Origin of the sequence: Thalassospira sp. CH_XMU1458 (assembly GCF_037027205.1) — a bacterium.
Lineage (GTDB): Bacteria > Pseudomonadota > Alphaproteobacteria > Rhodospirillales > Thalassospiraceae > Thalassospira > Thalassospira tepidiphila.
Genome location: NZ_JAYMDW010000002.1, coordinates 1370459 through 1389404 on the forward strand (window position 1 = coordinate 1370459; position 18946 = coordinate 1389404).

The 18946-nt window shown below is 56.4% G+C and carries 21 protein-coding genes; 15 read left to right on the forward strand and 6 right to left on the reverse strand.

The window, feature by feature from the left end:
• Positions 1–98 precede the first annotated feature (98 nt).
• The 13 genes from WBY09_RS13775 to WBY09_RS13835 all read left to right on the forward strand — a co-directional run bounded on the left by WBY09_RS13775 (position 99) and on the right by WBY09_RS13835 (position 7863).
• A complete protein-coding gene (locus tag WBY09_RS13775; protein ID WP_336233023.1) occupies positions 99–1691 on the forward strand; it encodes a hypothetical protein in 1593 nt (530 codons plus the stop codon).
• The gene (locus tag WBY09_RS13780) at positions 1691–2191 is read left to right on the forward strand and encodes a hypothetical protein (protein ID WP_120226168.1); all 501 of its coding nucleotides are present in this window, start codon (positions 1691–1693) and stop codon (positions 2189–2191) included. Before WBY09_RS13775 ends, WBY09_RS13780 begins: the two co-directional genes overlap by 1 nt.
• A 243-nt stretch (positions 2192–2434) precedes the next feature.
• Positions 2435–3670, forward strand: coding sequence for an RNA polymerase sigma factor (locus tag WBY09_RS13785; RefSeq protein ID WP_336233024.1), 1236 nt, complete (start codon positions 2435–2437; stop codon positions 3668–3670).
• 154 nt (positions 3671–3824) lie between these two features.
• Positions 3825–4148, forward strand: a complete 324-nt coding sequence (locus tag WBY09_RS13790) for a RebB family R body protein (RefSeq protein ID WP_008890488.1) — start codon at positions 3825–3827, stop codon at positions 4146–4148.
• Between the two features lie 232 nt (positions 4149–4380).
• Positions 4381–4704, forward strand: coding sequence for a RebB family R body protein (locus tag WBY09_RS13795; RefSeq protein WP_008890487.1), 324 nt, complete (start codon positions 4381–4383; stop codon positions 4702–4704).
• A gap of 234 nt (positions 4705–4938) precedes the next feature.
• Complete coding sequence (locus WBY09_RS13800; RefSeq protein ID WP_008890486.1) at positions 4939–5274, forward strand: RebB family R body protein; 336 nt, start codon at positions 4939–4941, stop codon at positions 5272–5274.
• Between the two features lie 140 nt (positions 5275–5414).
• Positions 5415–5711 (forward strand): RebB family R body protein, encoded by a 297-nt coding sequence (locus WBY09_RS13805; protein ID WP_296991240.1) that lies wholly within the window; start codon positions 5415–5417, stop codon positions 5709–5711.
• A 14-nt stretch (positions 5712–5725) separates the two neighbouring features.
• Complete coding sequence (locus WBY09_RS13810; RefSeq protein ID WP_008890484.1) at positions 5726–6004, forward strand: RebB family R body protein; 279 nt, start codon at positions 5726–5728, stop codon at positions 6002–6004.
• A 41-nt stretch (positions 6005–6045) separates the two neighbouring features.
• A complete protein-coding gene (locus WBY09_RS13815; protein WP_063088406.1) occupies positions 6046–6231 on the forward strand; it encodes a hypothetical protein in 186 nt (61 codons plus the stop codon).
• Positions 6228–6452 carry a RebB family R body protein gene (locus tag WBY09_RS13820; RefSeq protein ID WP_008890482.1) on the forward strand — a complete coding sequence of 75 codons (225 nt, stop codon included), beginning with the start codon at positions 6228–6230 and terminating at the stop codon, positions 6450–6452. The genes WBY09_RS13815 and WBY09_RS13820 overlap by 4 nt, the downstream gene beginning before the upstream one ends.
• Before the next feature lie 86 nt (positions 6453–6538).
• Positions 6539–6862 carry a RebB family R body protein gene (locus tag WBY09_RS13825; protein ID WP_008890481.1) on the forward strand — a complete coding sequence of 108 codons (324 nt, stop codon included), beginning with the start codon at positions 6539–6541 and terminating at the stop codon, positions 6860–6862.
• Positions 6863–6920: 58 nt separating this feature from the next.
• Positions 6921–7181 (forward strand): RebB family R body protein, encoded by a 261-nt coding sequence (locus WBY09_RS13830; RefSeq protein WP_008890480.1) that lies wholly within the window; start codon positions 6921–6923, stop codon positions 7179–7181.
• Between the two features lie 85 nt (positions 7182–7266).
• On the forward strand, positions 7267–7863 hold the full coding sequence (locus WBY09_RS13835; RefSeq protein ID WP_197147148.1) for a hypothetical protein: 597 nt from the start codon (positions 7267–7269) through the stop codon (positions 7861–7863).
• A gap of 6 nt (positions 7864–7869) precedes the next feature.
• Here the strand turns inward: WBY09_RS13835 and WBY09_RS13840 are convergent, their stop codons facing one another.
• From WBY09_RS13840 to WBY09_RS13850, 3 genes are all read right to left on the reverse strand, one after another.
• On the reverse strand, positions 7870–9174 hold the full coding sequence (locus WBY09_RS13840; protein WP_008890478.1) for an adenylate/guanylate cyclase domain-containing protein: 1305 nt from the start codon (positions 9172–9174) through the stop codon (positions 7870–7872).
• Positions 9175–9400: 226 nt separating this feature from the next.
• The gene (locus tag WBY09_RS13845) at positions 9401–10951 is read right to left on the reverse strand and encodes an ATP-binding protein (RefSeq protein WP_336233026.1); all 1551 of its coding nucleotides are present in this window, start codon (positions 10949–10951) and stop codon (positions 9401–9403) included.
• Entirely contained in the window at positions 10948–11673 is a 726-nt protein-coding gene (locus WBY09_RS13850; RefSeq protein WP_063088408.1) for a response regulator, read from the reverse strand. Before WBY09_RS13850 ends, WBY09_RS13845 begins: the two co-directional genes overlap by 4 nt.
• A 210-nt stretch (positions 11674–11883) precedes the next feature.
• On the opposite strand from WBY09_RS13850, the gene WBY09_RS13855 reads away from it, so the two are divergent.
• Both WBY09_RS13855 and WBY09_RS13860 read left to right on the forward strand, forming a co-directional pair.
• The gene (locus WBY09_RS13855) at positions 11884–12534 is read left to right on the forward strand and encodes a hypothetical protein (protein ID WP_197147146.1); all 651 of its coding nucleotides are present in this window, start codon (positions 11884–11886) and stop codon (positions 12532–12534) included.
• A 212-nt stretch (positions 12535–12746) separates the two neighbouring features.
• Positions 12747–13199 carry a GNAT family acetyltransferase gene (locus tag WBY09_RS13860; protein ID WP_197147145.1) on the forward strand — a complete coding sequence of 151 codons (453 nt, stop codon included), beginning with the start codon at positions 12747–12749 and terminating at the stop codon, positions 13197–13199.
• Positions 13200–13211: 12 nt separating this feature from the next.
• On the opposite strand, the gene WBY09_RS13865 is transcribed toward WBY09_RS13860, so the two are convergent.
• From WBY09_RS13865 to asnB, 3 genes are all read right to left on the reverse strand, one after another.
• Positions 13212–14999: a Na/Pi cotransporter family protein gene (locus WBY09_RS13865; protein WP_197147144.1), complete on the reverse strand. Its 1788-nt coding sequence runs from the start codon at positions 14997–14999 to the stop codon at positions 13212–13214.
• Positions 15000–15190: 191 nt separating this feature from the next.
• Positions 15191–16735 (reverse strand): glycerol-3-phosphate dehydrogenase, encoded by a 1545-nt coding sequence (glpD, locus tag WBY09_RS13870; RefSeq protein ID WP_336233027.1) that lies wholly within the window; start codon positions 16733–16735, stop codon positions 15191–15193.
• Positions 16736–16988: 253 nt separating this feature from the next.
• Entirely contained in the window at positions 16989–18923 is a 1935-nt protein-coding gene (asnB, locus tag WBY09_RS13875) for an asparagine synthase (glutamine-hydrolyzing) (protein ID WP_336233028.1), read from the reverse strand.
• Positions 18924–18946 lie beyond the last annotated feature (23 nt).

An 18946-nucleotide genomic window follows, 5' to 3' on the forward strand; every position in this document is an offset into this window, starting at 1 on the left:
CGTCTGTTTGCAAGGAACCGTTATAACTTCTTGCAGATCAGGGGCGGCATGATGGCGGCCCTTTTGAGTGTTGCAAGACACCATTGGGGAGTGCAGGCATGACCGATAGTGACGCGCCCAAACCAGCCAAGGCTTCGACCAAATCCAGCGACAATTCCGATAACGGGCAACCGTCATCCGAGGCCGGCGCGGCAGACGCCGAAAACAATCTGCGCGAACCAACCGAAGCCCCGGACGCGATCAGCTCCGAACAGGCCGCCGTTGACATGATGGCAGCCCTTTGCCGTGACTTTGGCTTGCCGGGCTTTGAGCAAGCCGCATCGAGCGGTTCGGCTCAGCCGTCACAGCCAATGGAAACCGCATTCCAGATCATTCAACGTTATCTGCTTGATGGCGGGACGTCATCGCCAACCCCAATAACTGCAAGTGCGCCGACGGAAGGCTACACCAGCCCGCTTGAAAACATGGACCCTTGGTACAGTACTGATAGTGGTTCGGCTGCCACCAATATCCCGGGCAGTTCTACGGACGAGCAATGGGGTGTAACCACAATCCATGCGGACGGCAGCACAACCGAAATGACCGGCCCCGTCATCCGTGATGACATGTTCCGCACCGCCATGCCGACCCTTCAGGGCAAGGCAGACACCACCGCCGATACGCCCGACTGGGCAATCAGCATGGAACAGGGCTATCCCCTGTCGCCGACCAAGACCAGTGCACAAACAGCCATTTCTGCGAAAATGCTGGCACCGGATGTGCCAAAATCCTTGTGCAAATGGTCCTTGCATGTCGGTGCATCAACAGATGCGCAGTCCGAACTTTCGGTTACGGCACCGAATGCGGCCCCGTCACAATTGCGTGCGCTTCTGTTTGATGCAATCGATGCCGATGGCACAGCCCCCCAGATGTCCGAAGTGCCGATTTATGGCGGTGCACCGCATGCCATCCATCTTGAACAGACGGTTGGCGCGACGGGCAGTGAAGCAACCCCGGATGTGGCGTTGATCCGTCTGATCTTTGCTGATCGTGCACCGGTGCCGATCCATCTGGAATATGTCGGTACCCTGCCCAGCCCCATCGTTGCGGGCAATGTGATGGTCGCCCCCAATTCCAGCGTCCCGTTTTGGGTGCAGATCACCCCGCCCAGCGAAGGCGACAAGGGGGCCGGTCTTGTTGTTCTGGTGCGCTATGAAGCCGAGACCAGCTTTGATGTCACCGCCCAGCTGATGACCCAGGCCAGAACCAGCACCCCAACCGCGATCCTGAGCTGCAATGCCCAGCATGATCAGTCGGCCTGCCGGGCTGCCAGCATGATCTCAGATAGCAGAGGACGGCTTGAAACCGGGTTGACCGGTCTGCCAACCGATCCCAATGCTGCCGATCTTGAAAAATACGGGTTCATCCCACCGGCCTTTATGCTTGATGCAGATATAAGCGCATCGGCATCAGCAGCGGCGTCGACACCAGCAGCGGCGAAAGCTGCGCCCACACCCACGCCGGCGAAATCTGGCGCAGCGGCAAAAACATCCGACCCGGGCGATGATGGTGACACCGACAACAGCGACAGCAGCAAAACCAGCAGCAGCACCAATGCCAAATCGTCATCGGGCTCAAGCAAAGGCAAGAACGGCAATAGTGACAGCAGTGACAACTCTGGCAGCACTGGTAGCAGCAAAGGAGGCACCTGATGTCTGGGCAGGCGCAAAACGATGTAAGCACGGCAAGTGATCGCAAGGACGCGGTCCGGAAGGCGTTCAATCAGGAATATCTGGCAACCCAGCAGGCCATGGCGCAAGCCGCCGAACGGGCCCGCGCCCAGGTTCTTGATCAAAAGCAGACCATTTCCAATCATGCCGAAAACGTGAAATCCGGCGCACAGGCCCCGCAACCCGCAATCGGCAGCCAACAAACAGGGCAAGCCACCCCACATCCTCAGGCGGCACAACAAGGGGCACCGCATATGGCATCGGATCCAAACATGCAGAACGGCCAGCAGGTCATGTTCGATATCGCAAATGAAATCCGCAACATCATCGCACGCGAGATTGACTTGCGCATGCAGGCCTTGTCCGAGAAGGTGGAAACCGCCCTTGCCGAAGCCTTCCCGCCAAGGGATCCGAAAAAGGAACAAGACCCCCAATCTTCAGGTCCCGCGCCCCAGCAAAAGACATCCGGCAAAAAGACCTAGCTTGATGTCTGCAACCGGGCATCGCCCGGAACAGGAACGGCAATAACAAGCGCATCAAAGCGCGACGATCTGTCCCCAACCTATCCTCAGCCCGCATCGCGACGGCTGCGCCGTTGCGCACGAAAACACAACTATAGGATGTATAGAAACTTTTATTCACAATTCTTTTGCGGCTACGTCATAATGATTACCGCAAAACTTAATCAGCCTATGGTTGCATTCAATCAACCGGAGGGGTCCATAGTGCAGAACGAAAAGAACAGTCCGCAGGATGAGGCAACCCTGACAGAAGCCGAGATCAGCTTTGCCAAAAGTCTTGAACAAAGCCTGTCGCTGGCGTTGGGTGATGATGACAAGGTGACGTCAATCTGGTCCCGGTTAAAACCCGAACAACGGGCGCGCATTGCCGAAGATTATCTGGCAAAGCTTGCCGCGGCCGACGACCCCGGAGATCAAGAAGCCGATCAAAGTGCCGGTCACGACAGATTGACGGCCCCGGCAAGTAGCGCCCTTGATGCACGCGCCATCATGCAATCGATGGCACCTGCGGCAGAACCGGCAAAACCGGCAGACACCCACCCCGCCGCAACCGCAAACCCCGGCACCGCAACAAACCAGGGCCAGCCACGATACAGCCCGCCGCCCGGTTACCCGGCAGACTTCAACCCCCTGGCAGGCTTCCCGGGTCTTGAACCATCACGCAGCGGCCCGAGCCCCGAAGACATCATTGCCGGTGCGCTTGGCACCCCTGGTGGCACACCGACCGATCCGCTTGATATCCTGCGTGGTCTTGTTCCGGGGGCAGAAAGCCCGACATTGCGCCAACCGGTGCCACATGTCCCGGTCCCGCAAACGCCGACGGCACCGGGGACACCAAATACCCCCGATGAAGGACAATATTCCCCCTCACACTCCACGCCGCAAACCCATCCGCAACCGGATACCGATCTGGGCCCGGCAGCACCGAATTTCTGGCCGCTGTGGATTGATCAGCAAGACACGCTTTTGAAGCAATGCCTGAAACTGATGTCAGGCAATATGGATGATGCGCAAGATGCGCTGTCCGAGGCGATGGTCAAGGCATCGACCAAATTCGAAGAATCCATGGATGAAATCCGCAACCATCGCGCCTGGTTATCGCGCATTGTCCATAACGCCTGCATTGATTTGCACAGGCAAAACCGGCGCAAGGCGGAATATCGCGAAGAAACCCATGGCGCGGCCGACACACCGGCATCCCCGATGACAGCCCCGATCACACCGAGCCCCGAGGAATCATACCTCGCTGGTGAAAAACTGGATCAGCTCGAAGCGGCCCTTCTCGAGATGCAGGAAAAACTGCGCAAGCCGCTTTTGATGCGCTGTGTTCAGGACCGCACCTATGACGAGATTGCAGCAGCCCTGGGCTTAAGCAACTGCGCGGTGCGCAAACGTGTTCAGCTGGCCCGCGAACACCTTAGGGCTTCGGGCATTCAATAAGAATACGTGCGTAAAAAAAACGACCAACTCGCAAAAAAGACGCGTCACAACGATACACCACCAGCGTCGATAGACTGAAAACGGGACGGCGAAACCCCGACAGAAACACAACAGCAAGCAGCACACCGCAAAGCGTAACGAAGGAGACTTTACAATGGCGATTCCGACCCCGGTAAATGGTCAGATCACTGATGCAGTCACCCAGGCTAACGTGAAAGTTCTGGGCGACGCCCCGGCAATGGCAATGGGCTCGATCTTCCAGTCCCTCGCACATTCCACCGGCATTCTTTATGAAAACGCCGTCAGCGCACAGCAGCAGATCGGTATCACCTCGCAGGCCGCAACCAACCAGGGCGTCATCCAGATCTATTCGGTCGATACGATGGCAGACTCTGTTGCGACCTCCAAAATTGCCAAAAGCGACGTTCCCGACAACATGCTGTCGCTTCTTACCGCTCTTCAGGCAACCAAGGGCTGATTTTCAAAACATCTTTGGCCCCAAAGCCAGTTTCAAATCGGGCGGTCGCAATCATCAGCGATCGCCCGATTTCATTTGATCAGCGCTTTGCAAAACAATCCGTTCTTTTGCAAAGCCCGGCGTCACAAGACGCCAAGCCCCCCGTCATCTGTCTGACCGCAACACACGCAAAGTGGCTGGTTTGGAACATCTCTTCCTTCCAGCATTTCCCTAGGCAAACAGGAGATAAACAGTGGCTGATAACACTCCGCTAAATGGTCAGATCACAGATGCCGTGACCCAGGCGAACGTGAAAGTTCTGGGCGACGCCCCGGCAATGGCGATGGGTTCGATCTTCCAGTCCCTCGCACATTCGACGGGCATCCTGTATCAGAACGCCGTCAGCGCCCAGCAGCAGAACGGCATCACCTCGCAGGCCGCGACCAATCAGGGCATCCTGCAGATCTATTCGGTCGACACCATGGCTGACGCCGTTGCGACCTCCAAGATCGCCAAAAGCGATGTGCCCGACAACATGCTGACGCTTCTGACGACGCTTCAGGCAACCAGAAACTGATTTTGATCAGGGTTTCGGCCCGTCCAGCCAATATCACACCGGGCGGTCGTATTGATCTGCGACCGCCCGTTTTCATTGTGGCGACGGTTCTGCAAGCAATCCAAGTTTTTGCCAGCCCATCGTCACAAGACACCAAGTCCCCCGTCATCTGTCTGACCGCAGGACATGCGGAAAGGGTCGGTTCGGGGCCTTACGTTCCTTCCGGCACTTCTTTAGGTAACCAGGAGATACACAATGGCTGATAACACTCCGGTCAATGGTATGATTACCGACGCCGTCACCCAAGCCAATGTCGAGGTCATGGGTGATGCGCCGGCAATGGCCATGGGCTCGCTTTACCAGTCGCTGGCGCATTCTCATGGCATTCTCTATGAGAACGCTGTCAGCAGCCAGCATCAGGTGGGCATTTCCTCTCAGGCGGCCACCAATCAGGGCGTCATCCAGGTCTACTCTGTCAACACCATGGCGGGGGCCGTTGCGACCTCGAAACTCGCCGCAAGCGACGTTCCCGACAATATGCTTTCGCTGTTGTCGGCTCTTAAGGCCACGACCGGTACGGCCGTGTCCTAAACATCCCCACTGGTTTCGCCGCCAACCCCGCCCGGCATGCATGCGCTTGCCGGGCTTTTTCTTTCACAAATGCCCGCGCTCGGCGTCAAACCGATACGTAGCACTTCCGCCAGCCCATTCCTCCAGACAAGGAGACGGACATGCCATCGGCACCACCTGAGCAAGACGGCAAGAAATCCCAGCACCACACCGCCAGTCACCATGAAGATGATCATCAGTGCTCGGTTTCAGATCAGATCACTGACAGCGTTGCCCAGACCAATGTTGCCACGATGGGGGCCGGTCCGGGCTTCGCCGCGTTGCAATCCATGATGGGTCAGGCGCAATCGCAGAACATCCTGATGGCGAACATGGTCTCGGCCCAAAAGCAAAATGCCATGATCGGCATGACGACCATGACCCAGAGCATTCTGCAAATGATGAAACGTCGTAGTTAATAAGGATCACCCCGATGAGCAATCCGAACGAAGTCGATGAACAAATTACCGACAGCGTCACCCAAACCAACACATCGGTCATTGCCAATGGCCCGGCGATGGGCGCGATGCAGACCTATCTGTCGCAGGCCCAGGCACAGGGGATCCTGTTTGCCAACATGGTCAATGAACAGCAGCAACAGGCGGTCGCAAGCCTTGCAACCACCATGGAATGTGCAAAGGCCACCCTGTCGGTCCAGGACAACAAGCCAAATTTTTTTACGACACAGCAGACTGGGACGAAGGGGAAATAGCATCTTACGACGGCCTCGATGCGACAGGGGATTCGGATACCGTGTCCCTCGAAGACGCAGATTCACAAGAATCCGGCGATCAGAAAGGTGAAGGTCAAGATAACACCGAAACCAGTTCGTGGCTTGGCCAGGCCGACCCAATGTTTATGGGGGATGGATCGGACTACAAGGAAAAGTTTGACTACGCCGCCAGCGCCCAGGGCGAACAGACAAAGGACGTAACATGAGTGATATCGTAAACCCGCAAGTTACCGATGCTGTCACCCAGACCAACGTCAAAATTCTGGGTGAAAGCCCGGCACAGGCGGTTTCCATGGCCATGCAGTCGCATTCACATGCCACCGGCCTTGCCATGGAAAACGCAACCCTGACACAAGGCAACATGCAACAGGTTGCCAATACAGCAACGTCAAAGCTTGTTGCCCTGATCACCGCCCAGGCGGGCTAGGCGCAACAGACTCTAATTGATCACAATCACGTCCGTGCGACGTCTAGAGATGTGCGGTCAGACCGATCGCTTTTTCGGAGGATAACATGGCAATTCCAACCCCGGTGAATGGTCAGATTACAGACTCTGTGACCCAGAGTGCGGTCAGTGTTCTTGGTTCCGCGCCTGCGAATGCGATGGGTGCGATTTACCAAAGTGCGGCCCATTCAACATCGATCCTGTTCCAGAACGCTGTTCAGGCACAGCAACAGGCATCGATGTGTTCGCAAGCCGCCACCAATCAGGGCGTGATGCAGCTTTATTCCGTCAACACCATGGCGGGTGCGCAGGCAACAGCCAAACTCGGCCGGTCTGACAACAGCGATGCGCTTTTGACACTACTCGTAATTTTGGCAGCAACCCGCCGCTAGGCACATGATCCGTCTGGTCCTGCCCGGACCAAATACGGTCAAAACATGAGGGCGTGAAATGGCAGACAACACCCCTGTAAACTCACAAATCACCGATGCAGTGACCCAGAACAACGTCAAGGTTCTGGGCGAAGCACCGGCACATGCCATGGGGCTTGTGTATCAGACGATGGCACATTCCATCAGTTTGTCGATGCAAAACGCCATGCAGACCCAAGGCGGCCTGCAGCAGATCGGCAACGCCGTCACATCAAGCGCCTGCCGTATGATCCTGGAAAGTACTGGCGGTGGCATGGGCGGCGGCAAAAGCGGCGAATAACGCGCCCGCAGATTTTATGGCTCCTGACCCGTCCCGACAGAGATAATCAAACCGGTCTTTTGACCCGTTGCATATGAGGTTTTCGATGGCAGACGACGACGCAAAACAGAACGAAGATCCGAAAGCTGAAAACAAAGATCAGGGCAATGAGCCGGACAAAGCCGCGTCCCCCGCCGACAAGGATGGTGACGGCGACAAAAACGCCGCAGACACCAAAGACGCGAAAGATGGTGGCGACGCAAAAGGCGATAAGAAGGCCGATGACAAGGATGATGCAAACAAACCGGCATCGCCGTCTGATCCTGCAGCCCCGGACAATCCGCCGGGCACCCCGCCGCTCAGCACGGCATTGAACCCGCAGATCGTGCAGGCTGTCGGCACGACCAACCATGCGGTTCTGAACGGTGCGATCCCCGGTGCCAATGGTGTGGCCTATCAAAAGGTTGCGCAGGCCGCCGCCTATGCGGTGCAGGATTCGACGGATTATCTGCGCAATATCATGTCGATGGCATCCGCCACCACCGGCGTCGCCATGCAACAGATGCTGGCTACCAAGGAAGTCGACCCTTATTCCAAGATCATCAAGGCTGCGACCGATGCCGTCAGTGACGCCCAGACAACCTTCTCCAAGGTCGGCACGTCAGCCAGTTCGGTGGTGAAGGATTTTGACAGCCTCGCCTGATCAGGCTCAGGCGCTGCGCATCAGCTCGATACGGTGGCAGGTCTCCGAGAAATCCGGGGCAAACAGTTTAAGACTGACACCCGTCCCCTGAAGCTCATAGGCGCCCATTTCCTCTGTCGGGCAGGAAATGAACCGGGCCACGGTCGAACTGACCAGAACACGCCGACCAAGTTGCTTGGTAAGTTGTTCGATGCGGGCTGCTTCGTTTGCCGCCTGCCCGACCACGGTAAAATCAACACGCTCCGAAACGCCGACATTGCCGTAAATCACTTCCCCGACATGCATGCCAAGGCCGTAATCGAATGGCAGTTTTCCGACTTCTTCGCGCCGCGCATTCAGCGCATCGATGTTCAACTGGGCCTCGGCCGCGGCATAAAGTGCTGCGTAACAGGCGGTTTCAAGATTGGTTTCGTCTTCATCAATCGGGAAAATCGCAAGCGTCGCATCCCCGATATAGCGCAAAACCTGCCCACCGTGCTTAAGCACGGCACCGGCTGTTGCACCAAAGAAATCATTCATTTCGCCCAGGAACGCATCATCACCGACATGGGTCGCAACCGAGGTCGAGTTGCGCATATCCGAAAACCAGATCACTGCACGGGTTTTGGTACTGTCGCCCAGCTTGATCTGACCATTGCGGACACGTTGCCCGGCGTCGGTGCCAAGATAGGTTTCCAGAATGGTGCGGGTTTCTTCATGGTTGATGCGCATTTTGCACGACACGGCAAAGCGGCGCTGAATACCTGACAGGATCGCCAGATCCTCGTCCGAGAAGCCACTGGGACGCCGCGTCAGATAGGTCATGAAGATGCGGTTGCTATTGAGCGTGCTGTCGCTATCGGTCACGAACGGGGTCATCAGGGCGTAATAGTCTGTGCCCCGTTGGCGGCGGAAAGTTTCAAGGATCGGGAAGTCGACAACCGCACTGGGGCCAATAAGATGACGGCGCATGAAGCTGACATCGCTATCAAGCATCCATTTCATCGGGCTTTCAGCCCAATCGCGGTCCTTTTCATCATCGCCCATGTGGGTGGTACGCACAACCTGGCCGTTTTCCTTGGTCCAGATATAGGAAACACCTTCATACAGCGGGTGCAGGGTCTTGAACGCGACCATGACGCGATCAATCGGGATTCCCGATGCGACCAGACGACTGGCCATGCCAGACAGAAGTTCGCTGATGTCGGTATCATCAAGCGCACATTCCATCAGCCAGTCGTTAACAGAGCGCACAAATCCACGCGCGGCTTGCGCGTTATTGGTTCCGGGAAGCGGGGTTACCACGCCGGATGAAGACTGGTTATTGGTCATGGGCACGCTCCGTCCGTTCGTCTGCTTGATTGTCGCACTGCCGTTGGTTCAAATCCAGACCCTAAATAGAACAGCAATGCAATTTAGCAATTATTGATTTGGAAACAGTTATTTTCCGGCAAACAAATGACTATTGGTCACTTAAAGCGCAAGGGCTATCTGTCAAAAAACTGTCGCACTTTGCCGGCACCGGAATTACGCAGTCTCAAAACGACTGAATTCAACGTTATTGCGGCTGTGCCGGCGGCAGGTAAATACGCGCCAGAAGCCCGCCTTTCTGGGAGTCTTCAAGGTATATTTCGCCACCATGCGCCCGGACGGCGGTGCGTGCGATTGCCATCCCAAGACCAATACCGCCAGTATCACGATTGCGTGACGCTTCAATCCTGAAGAATGGCTCAAACACCTGTTCGCGCTGTTCGACCGGTATCCCCGGCCCGTCATCGGCAATTTCGATCCACAGGCCGCCATCATCGGCATCGCGCACCGCGACCTCGACCGTATCGCCGAAGTTAAGGGCATTGGACACCAGATTGCCAAAGGCGCGCTTGATCGAAAGCGGCCGGCACGGATAAACCCGGGTATCGACCTCGCCAATATATCTGATTGGGCGTCCGGTTTCTGCCAGATCCTCGACCGCGGATTCAACAAGGGCAGTCAGATCGATCTTGCGGGTTTCCTCATTCGCGGTTTCTTCGCGGGCAAAGGTCATTGCCGCTTCGACCATCTGTTCCATTTCATCAAGGGTTTCGATGATGCGCGCACGGTTTTCCGGATCATCGACAAATTCGGCGCGCAGGCGCAGCGACGTAATTGGCGTACGCAGATCATGCGAAATGGCGGCCAGCATCCTTGTGCGATCCTCGACAAAGCGTTTGAGGCGGGCAGTCATCCGGTTAAAGGCCCTTGTGGCGCGTCTGATTTCAATCGGACCGGTTTCAGGCACCGGTTCGGGATAATCCCCGCGCCCGACACGATCGGCTGCCTTTGTCAAAACGTCCCACGACCGGGAAATTCGGCGCGCCAGGAAAAAGGCAATCACGGCAATGACAAGCCCGGATGCCAGAACACGCAAAAGATTGTCGAACACAAACCACGGCGGCGAGACGACCCCGCCAATCATGGCTTCCAGCCAGACATCGGGCGCTGTGCCGGTTGGCTCCCCGTCCGGACCAAGGATCCTGATCGGCACAACAAGGCGCATCACCGGCGAGGTATCGCAATCAAACCGGTCAAGGTAGCGCAACGACCAAGGGGCTCGGCGATCATCATCACGGTCATCATCGCGATCATGATGATCATCGTCGTGGCCGGATCGCTCCATACGGTCACGTTCCAGAAACGCATCCTTTTCACGCCGGAGTGTTTTACGTTCCGTCCAGCATTCATCCTCGGACAGGATTTCAACCCGCGCCGGAACCCCGGTTTCAAGGTCCAGTGCCTTGTTCAAACGCTGGCTCAGCGTGTCCGAGGTAAATCCGTCACCGGAAACCACATCACTTTCCGGCACCAGCCGCAGGCGGTTTTGCGGTGATTGCGCCACGCGCAACACATCGGCCCAGTTATCACGCGGGGTTGTTGTCAGAATGCGCGAAATTGCCGCCACCCGTGACAGGGCATAACCGCGCCGCTCAGACGCCACCGCATCCCGGCGTTCTTCGGCCAGCATGACACCAAGGACGATGTGGGTCAGGATGATTGCGCCCAACAGCAGACAGACAAGCTGCGCGGTCAGACTTTGCGGCCAAAGGCGTTTGATCAGGCGGCGCTTGGTCATTTTTCGGTCACCTCGCAGGTGAACATGTATCCCCCGCCCCAGACGGTCTTGATCAGGGTCGGGTTCTTGGCATCATGTTCAATTTTCTTGCGCAGGCGGCTGACCTGATTATCGATGCTGCGATCAAACGGCACGGCTTCGCGCCCACGGGTTAGATCAAGCAACTGATCGCGGTTAAGCACCATGTTGGGATGTTCGACAAAGGCACAAAGCAGGCCATATTCCCCGGCACTGAGTGGCACGACCACATCATTGGCATCGCGCAATTCATGGCGGGTACGATCCAGCACCCAACGGTCAAAATGCACCTGCCCGCCCGGAAGCGGCCCCTTGCGCCCGACCGGAAGACTTTGCGCACGCCGCATCACGGCCTTGATCCGGGCCAGCAATTCGCGCGGATTAAACGGCTTGGCCAGATAATCATCCGCGCCCATCTCAAGACCGATGATGCGATCGGTTTCCTCGCCAAGGGCTGTCAGCATCACGACTGGCACATCATAGTTTTCACGCAGCCAGCGACACAAACTCAGCCCGTCTTCGCCCGGCATCATCAGATCGAGCACGATCAGGTCGGGTGCGATGTTATCCGCCATCAGCTTGCGCAACTCGCGCCCGTCAGATGCCAGTGTCACACGATATTCATGTTGACGCAGATACCGCCCCAAAAGGTCACGGATATCACGATGGTCATCGACAACAAGAATGTGGGGCTGGTCGCTCATATGCGGTCCTGAAATCAAAATCGTCTGTGAAGCCTAACCTAACGCGTCGTCAGTTCCGGCAGAAACGGCAATTTGTATCAGATTGTCGCAAAACGGCCTTTTGGCAAAGCTTGCGACCATTTTGCCCGTTCGCCGGGATCATTTCGCGACAATCATAGGCGATAACGGGCTTCAACACATTGATCCCCCACAAACCTGATGAGGTCCCCGATGAAACGCAAAACCACCCTTAAACTTGCTGCGGCCCTGATTGCCACCACCATGATCGCAACCCCGTTTGCAGCGACATATGCATCGCCTGGCGAACGCGAACATAAAGGCGAATATATGCGCGGTGAACACGGTGAATACGGCGAACATGGCAAACACGGCAAAGGCGGCATGTTCCATGGCGAAGTCCGCGCACGCGCCGTGCCATTGACCACCGATGAAGCCCGCACGCTGGTTGATGCGATGCTTTTGAAGATGGGTGAATCCAACCTCAAGACCGGTGATGCCAAGGTGTCCGAACAGGCTGGCAAGATTGATGTTGTCTTGCTCAATGCCAGTGGCGATGTGGTCGAGGTTTTGAAATTTGATGAAAAAACCGGCCGCATGGATCGCGGCACCCATCATGACCTGCGCAAACTGATCGGCAAACCGAACAAAGACAAGGCCGCACGTTTTGATCGCAAATTCACCGCCGATCAGATGATGCTTTTGGCCAATGCGATGGTGATCCGGTTTGGCAATGGTGAGCTTAAACTGGGCGACATCACCGAAACCCCGCGCGGTACTTATACCGCCACCGTCACCAATCAGGCCGGCGACATTGTCCGCGAAATGGAACTGAGCAGCGTGACCGGTCGCCCGATCATCTGATAATTCCGTCAAAACCTGACCTTCCCCGGTCCGGGGACTTCCCCCATCCCAACCGATACCCCGGACCCGCCTGCGCCCCCAAGGCTCCCCTTGGGGGCGTTTTGCGTTTTGGCGTTTAACTTCATCGACTTGTCATGCAATTGGGTTTGACGGCTTTGCGTAATCCAAGCATTGTTACGCGCTTCTGCAACGCGCCCCATGAAAGAAGCACCATGACGACCAACGCCCCAAAACCCGCCCCCAGAACCGCGACCCTTGATGATATCCCCGCACTGACAGCCCTTTGGCAGGAAACCGGGCTTTACCGCCCGTATAATCCGCCGGAATGGGATGTGCGCTTCGCGCTTGAAAGCAGCGAAGCCACCCTTTTCGTTTGGGAAGATAACAGCGATAACATTATCGGCTCCATCATGGCGGGTCATGATGGGCACCGTGGCTGGGTCTATTATATGGCCGTCACACCAAGTTTGCAGAAATCAGGACTGGGTCGCCGCCTGATGGAAGTCGGGGAAAACTGGCTGCGCGATCAGGGTGTCTGGCGCATGCAATTGATGGTGCGTGCAGATAACCATGCGACGCAGGATTTCTATCGCCATCTTGGCTATCGCGCCTGCGACGTCACCGTGATGCAAAAAGACATCAACACCCCGCCTGCCGACCGTTAAGGCACCAGAACATTACATGGCATCGGCAATGGTCGATGCCGCGTTCTGTTCGGTCGGCGCTGGTTCCTGCTGATTTTTAATCGCGATTGTCGCATGGGCAATCCGGCGTGCGCGCTCATACAGGCGGTTGATACGTTCGACCATTGCGACCTCAATCCGATACCGGCGAATATCAAGATCGCGCGGGCCGATTTCATCGCTGACCTTGCGAAGGGTCGTATCAAGCTTGGTGGTGAACTCCGCCTTGCGGCCCAGCACACGATTGGCGGCCTCCAGATCCTCGGCGGAAAAGGCGGTCATCGCCTGTTTCAGGCAATCTTCGGCGATCTCGTAAAGCTCTGCCATTTTCTGGCGGTTTTCGTCTGACGGCATGTGGCGAATATCAAGCCACTCGCCGACCAGCTTGACCATTTCCTCGCTGATCAGATCGCCAACAGCTTCAAGATGGTTGCTGACCGCAAGCTCGTTCTGCATGCGGTTGAGGTCAGCTGCCAGCAGTTCCGCACGCGGCAGTTTCGCCGCAAACAGCGCAATCGCGTCTTGCAGGCTATCGACCCCGTCATCCAATTCGCCAAGCTTTTTAAGCTTCGGGCGTGTCGGGTTGCGCAGGTTTTCACGCCCACGGCGCACGACATCAATCACCACATCGCCCATATGCATGACTTCATTACGCAACAAACTAAGGGCTGCTGCCGGGGCTATGGTCAGTTCGTGGATGACGTATTTCGGCTCCGGGCTGAGGCGCGGTTCGGTATCGATTTCGGCCGGGACCAGCTTTTCAATCAGGCGTGCTATTGCGGGGACAAAGCCGATCATCAGGATGACGTTGGCGACGTTGAAAATGGTGTGCGCGTTGGCAATTTCACGTGCAATATCGACGGTTTCGGCGGTGCGCCCGGTGGTGATGAACTCCACAAGCGTCACCAGATGATCAATAAATGGCAGCCAGATCAAAACCCCGACCACATTAAACAGGATATGGCCAAGGGCGGTTCGGAACGCATCGCGGTTCTTGCCAATCGTCACCAACAGGGCCGTAACACAGGTACCGATATTGGCCCCGAAAATAAGCGCGATCCCGCTATCAAGCGGCACCAACCCCTGCCCGGCCAGAACAATGACAATCCCCATGGTCGCCGCACTTGATTGCACCAGCGCAGTGAACGCCGCCGCAACCAGCATGGCGAGAAACGGATTGCGCATCTGGCCCATCACATCGATGAACGGGCCATAGGTCCGAAGCGGTTCCATGGCATCACTCATCATGCCCATGCCAAAGAACAGCATCCCCATGCCCAGCACTGCCTTGCCGATCAGCGTAAACCGCTTGCGATCGGCCAACATTGTCATGGCAAAGCCAATCGCGATGACAAGCGGCGCAATGGCATCAATCCGAAAGGCGATGATTTGCGCGGTCAGGGTACTGCCGACATTGGCGCCCATGATCACGGCAATCGATTGCGCAAACGGCATCAGTCCGGCCGATACAAACCCGACCACCAGCACGGTCGTAACACTTGAAGATTGTACCAACCCGGTAATGACCGCACCCGAAACTGCCGCCCAAATGCGATTGCGCGTCATGCCAGACAAAACGCGGCGTAGCCTTGCCCCGGCAAGGGTTTTAAGCGCGCCGGCAAGGTGATCCATCCCGTATAAAAACAGGGCCAACCCGCCAACCAAACCGATGGCCATCGACCAGGTATCAAGCGAAGGCGCGTCGTCCGCCGCCCATGCAGCCGAGTTGGTCACAAGGAGCAAGAGCGTGCTTGCAAGGATGGATTTCAGGATGGGTGGCATTGGGCACCGGTCGAGGTAATCGGTTGAAAACAAACCGACCATAGCGCAGTTTGGGGACTAAACCCAATCGGATGTTTAGCCCCTTGCCAAACTGTGAGGTGGCAGACATTCCACCAGCCGAGCCTAGCCCATTGCCGCGCCCGGCCAACGAGCCGACGATCAGGCCAGACAGCTCGCAGGCGATCAATGGCTTATTCGGCGGCAACCGATTTATGATCTGGTTTTTCCTGTGCCAGACGTTCGCGCAGGACCGCAACCTGATCACCAGACAACCGCAGACCAAGCTTGGAACGACGCCAGATCAGGTCATCAAGATCACGCACCCATTCGTTTTCGATCAAATAGCGGACTTCGGCCTCGTACAGGTCATGACCGTAACATTTGCCAAGATCACCAACAGTTTTGGCATCGCCAACAATCTGGTCGATCCGCGTGCCATAAGCGCGCAGCAGACGTTTGAGCATCACCGCATCCATCCAGTCATAGCGTGCGGCATAATCGGAAAAGGCCGCCTCATAGGACGCATTGGGGAAATCCCCACCCGGCAGCACGGCATTTGCTGTCCACGGGGTATCCTTGGTGCCCAGTTCCTTTGAAATGATCTGAAGCGCGTGTTCGGCAAGCTTGCGATAGGTGGTGATTTTGCCACCAAACACATGCAGCGCCGGGGCCTGGTCGCCGTTGGATTCAAGTTTCAGGGTGTAATCACGCGACACCTTGGACGCGTTCGCTTCGGCGCCCTCACCGGCATAAAGCGGTCGCACCCCGGAATAGGTCCAGACGACATCGTCTGACGTGATCGGCTTTTTGAAATAGCCGCTGGCAAGCTTGCACAGGTATTCGATCTCGTCCTGATCAATCTTGACCTTGGCCGGGTCGCCCTTGAAATCGACATCGGTGGTGCCGATCAGGGTGAAGTCATCCTGATAGGGAATGGCAAAGACAATGCGGCCATCACCATTCTGGAAGATATAGCAGAAATCATGGTCAAACATCTTGGGCACGACAATATGACTGCCCTTGACCAGACGAATATTGGCCTTGGTGTCGGACTTAACCACACCGTTTTCCGGATTGATCAGGTCGGCACACCACGGCCCGGCGGCATTGATCAGCATGCGGCCTGACACCGAACGGTTTTCGCCGGTTTCCTGATCGCGCAGCGTCACGTTCCAACCATCATTTGACCGGCTTGCCCCGACACATTCGGTGCGGGTCAAAATCTCGGCCCCCATATCCTTGGCATCCATCGCATTGAGGACAACAAGACGCGCATCATCGACCCAGCAATCGGAATAGACAAAGCCCTTGGTCATCTCGTCACGCAGGGGCGCACCCGCGACATGCTTGGCAAATGAAATGCCCTCGGACGCCGGAAGCTTTTTGCGCCCGCCAAGATGGTCATACAGGAATAATCCAAGACGGATCATCCAGGCCGGACGCAGATCATCACGGTGTGGCAGCACAAAGCGCAGCGGCCAGATGATATGCGGCGCATTATCCAGCAATACTTCGCGTTCGGTCAGCGCTTCGCGCACCAGACGGAACTCGTAATGTTCAAGGTAACGCAACCCGCCATGGATCAGCTTGGTACTGGCCGACGAGGTGGCACTTGCCAGATCATCCTTTTCACACAGCAACACTTTAAGGCCCCGGCCCGCCGCATCGCGCGCGATCCCGGCACCGTTAATGCCGCCGCCAATAATGATCAGGTCATAGTTTGAAGTGCCAGCCATCGGGGCCTCTCATCACAGAAGGAAAACTCGTTAAGCTTCAAAATAGTTCATTTTCGAAAATTTTCAAGTTTCGAATTGTGACATTTATTCGACACAGCCATGCGCCGCTTGCACGCACATGCTTCAGTTATGCCTGATAAACCCGAATCAACCACAGGAAAGAAAACGTTCATTCGTGAACGAAAATGAAAAACCCCGCCTGAGGTTCAGACGAGGCTCAAAGAATGCGCAACACGCAAGATGTAAGAGCAGATCAGGCCAGCCAGCGTTTCTGCCAATCAGACAGCATGGCAATCGTCCAAAGCTGATGGCCCCAATTGCGATTGCCTGACATATGCTCGGACCGGAGCTTCTCGATCTGGCGACGATCCAGACCGAAGTCGGTATAAAGCGCTTCATTGGCCAGATGGTCCCCCATCCATTCATGAAGAGGCCCGCGCAGCCATTGCGCCAACGGTACGCCAAAGCCGGTTTTCGGCCGGTCGATCATTTCGCGCGGGACATATTTATACAGGATCTGGCGCAGGGCATATTTACCGACCGATCCGTTCATCTTGAGCCTTGCGGGCAAACGCCAGCCAAACTCGATCACGCGGTGATCAATGAACGGCACGCGCACTTCAAGCGAATTGGCCATCGATGCCCGGTCCACCTTGGTCAGAACATCATCGACCATATACATCATCGTATCCATGGCCTGCATGGAGGACACGTAATCAAGATGACGGTTGCGACAGAACTTCTCGCCCGGCACTCGGAATTTCTTGCTCGATGCGCGGTTGCCGCGCAGCTTGTCCGGATCAAACAGCGAAATCAGCGCATGATAGCGATCAATATCATCGCGGATCGCCAGAAGCGGTGCGGCCTTGTGGATTTTATCGCCAATTGCACTGGTCGATTTCTTGCCCGGCATCAGCCCGACAAGCTTGTCCCAATGGTCGGGCGAAAGCATGGTAAGCCCGCGCGACACAAGTCCGCTGCCAAATGGAATGCTGCCAGCGGCTCGGCTAAGCTGCTTGGCCCACAAATAGCGGTTATAGCCGCCAAATGTCTCATCCCCGCCATCGCCAGACAAGACCACGGTAACGTGTTTGCGGGTCAGGGCCGAGATCAGATAGGTCGGAATGGCGGAGCTGTCAAAGAACGGCTCGTCATAGGTTTCCGAAAGCTTCGGCACCAGATCAAGCGCATCCTTGGGCGTCACGTAAAGCTCGGTATGATCGGTTTTGAGGTGCCTGGCGACTTCACCGGCAAAGGCGGCCTCGTTAAAGGCCTCGTCCTCAAAGCCGACGGAAAATGTTTTGACCGGTCGGTCTGAAACAGACTGCATCAGGGCAACGACGGTTGATGAATCAATCCCGCCCGAAAGGAACGCACCCAACGGCACATCGGCCACCATCCGGCGTTGAACCGCATCGCGCAGCAAATCTTCAAGCGCGTCAACCGCACTTTGATCATCACCGCTCCAGGCATGCGTCTGCCCGTTAAGGACCGCATCCTCGACCGACCAATATCCGGTCTCGGTCGCCTGATCGTGCGATGAAATTTCAAGGATATGGCCGGGTTTCAGCATCTTGGCGTGGGCATAGATCGAAAGCCCGGAGGGTACGTAGCCAAAGCGCAAATAGGCATCAAGTCCGGTCTGATTGACCTCGCGCGAGATCGCATCGCCTGCCAGCAACCCCTTGACCTCGGACGCAAAGCCGATATGGCCGTCATAGCGCGACCAGTAAAGCGGCTTGATGCCCAGACGGTCACGTACAAGGAACAGCTTCTTTTTCTGCCGATCCCAAAGGGCGATGGCAAACATGCCAATCAGGCGCTTGATGGCATCGCGCAGGCCCCAATGGGCAATGCATTCAAGGATGACTTCGGTATCGGAATGCCCGCGCCAGGCAATGTTGGCCGAGGCCAGCTTTTCGCGCAGTTCCGGGGCGTTATAGATTTCGCCGTTATAGACCATGACATAACGGCCATTGGCGGAATGCATCGGCTGCTTGCCGGCATCGGAAAGATCAATGATGGCAAGGCGGCGCTGCCCAAGGGCCAGTCCACCTTCATCATCCACCCAGACATCACCGCCATCCGGCCCGCGGTGATACAGCGCATCATTCATGCGCGATACACGATCACCCAAGCCCGTTGCATCAGCTTGTTCAGACAGCCATAGACCGGCAATTCCACACATGAAAATATCCTGTAAAGCCCTGC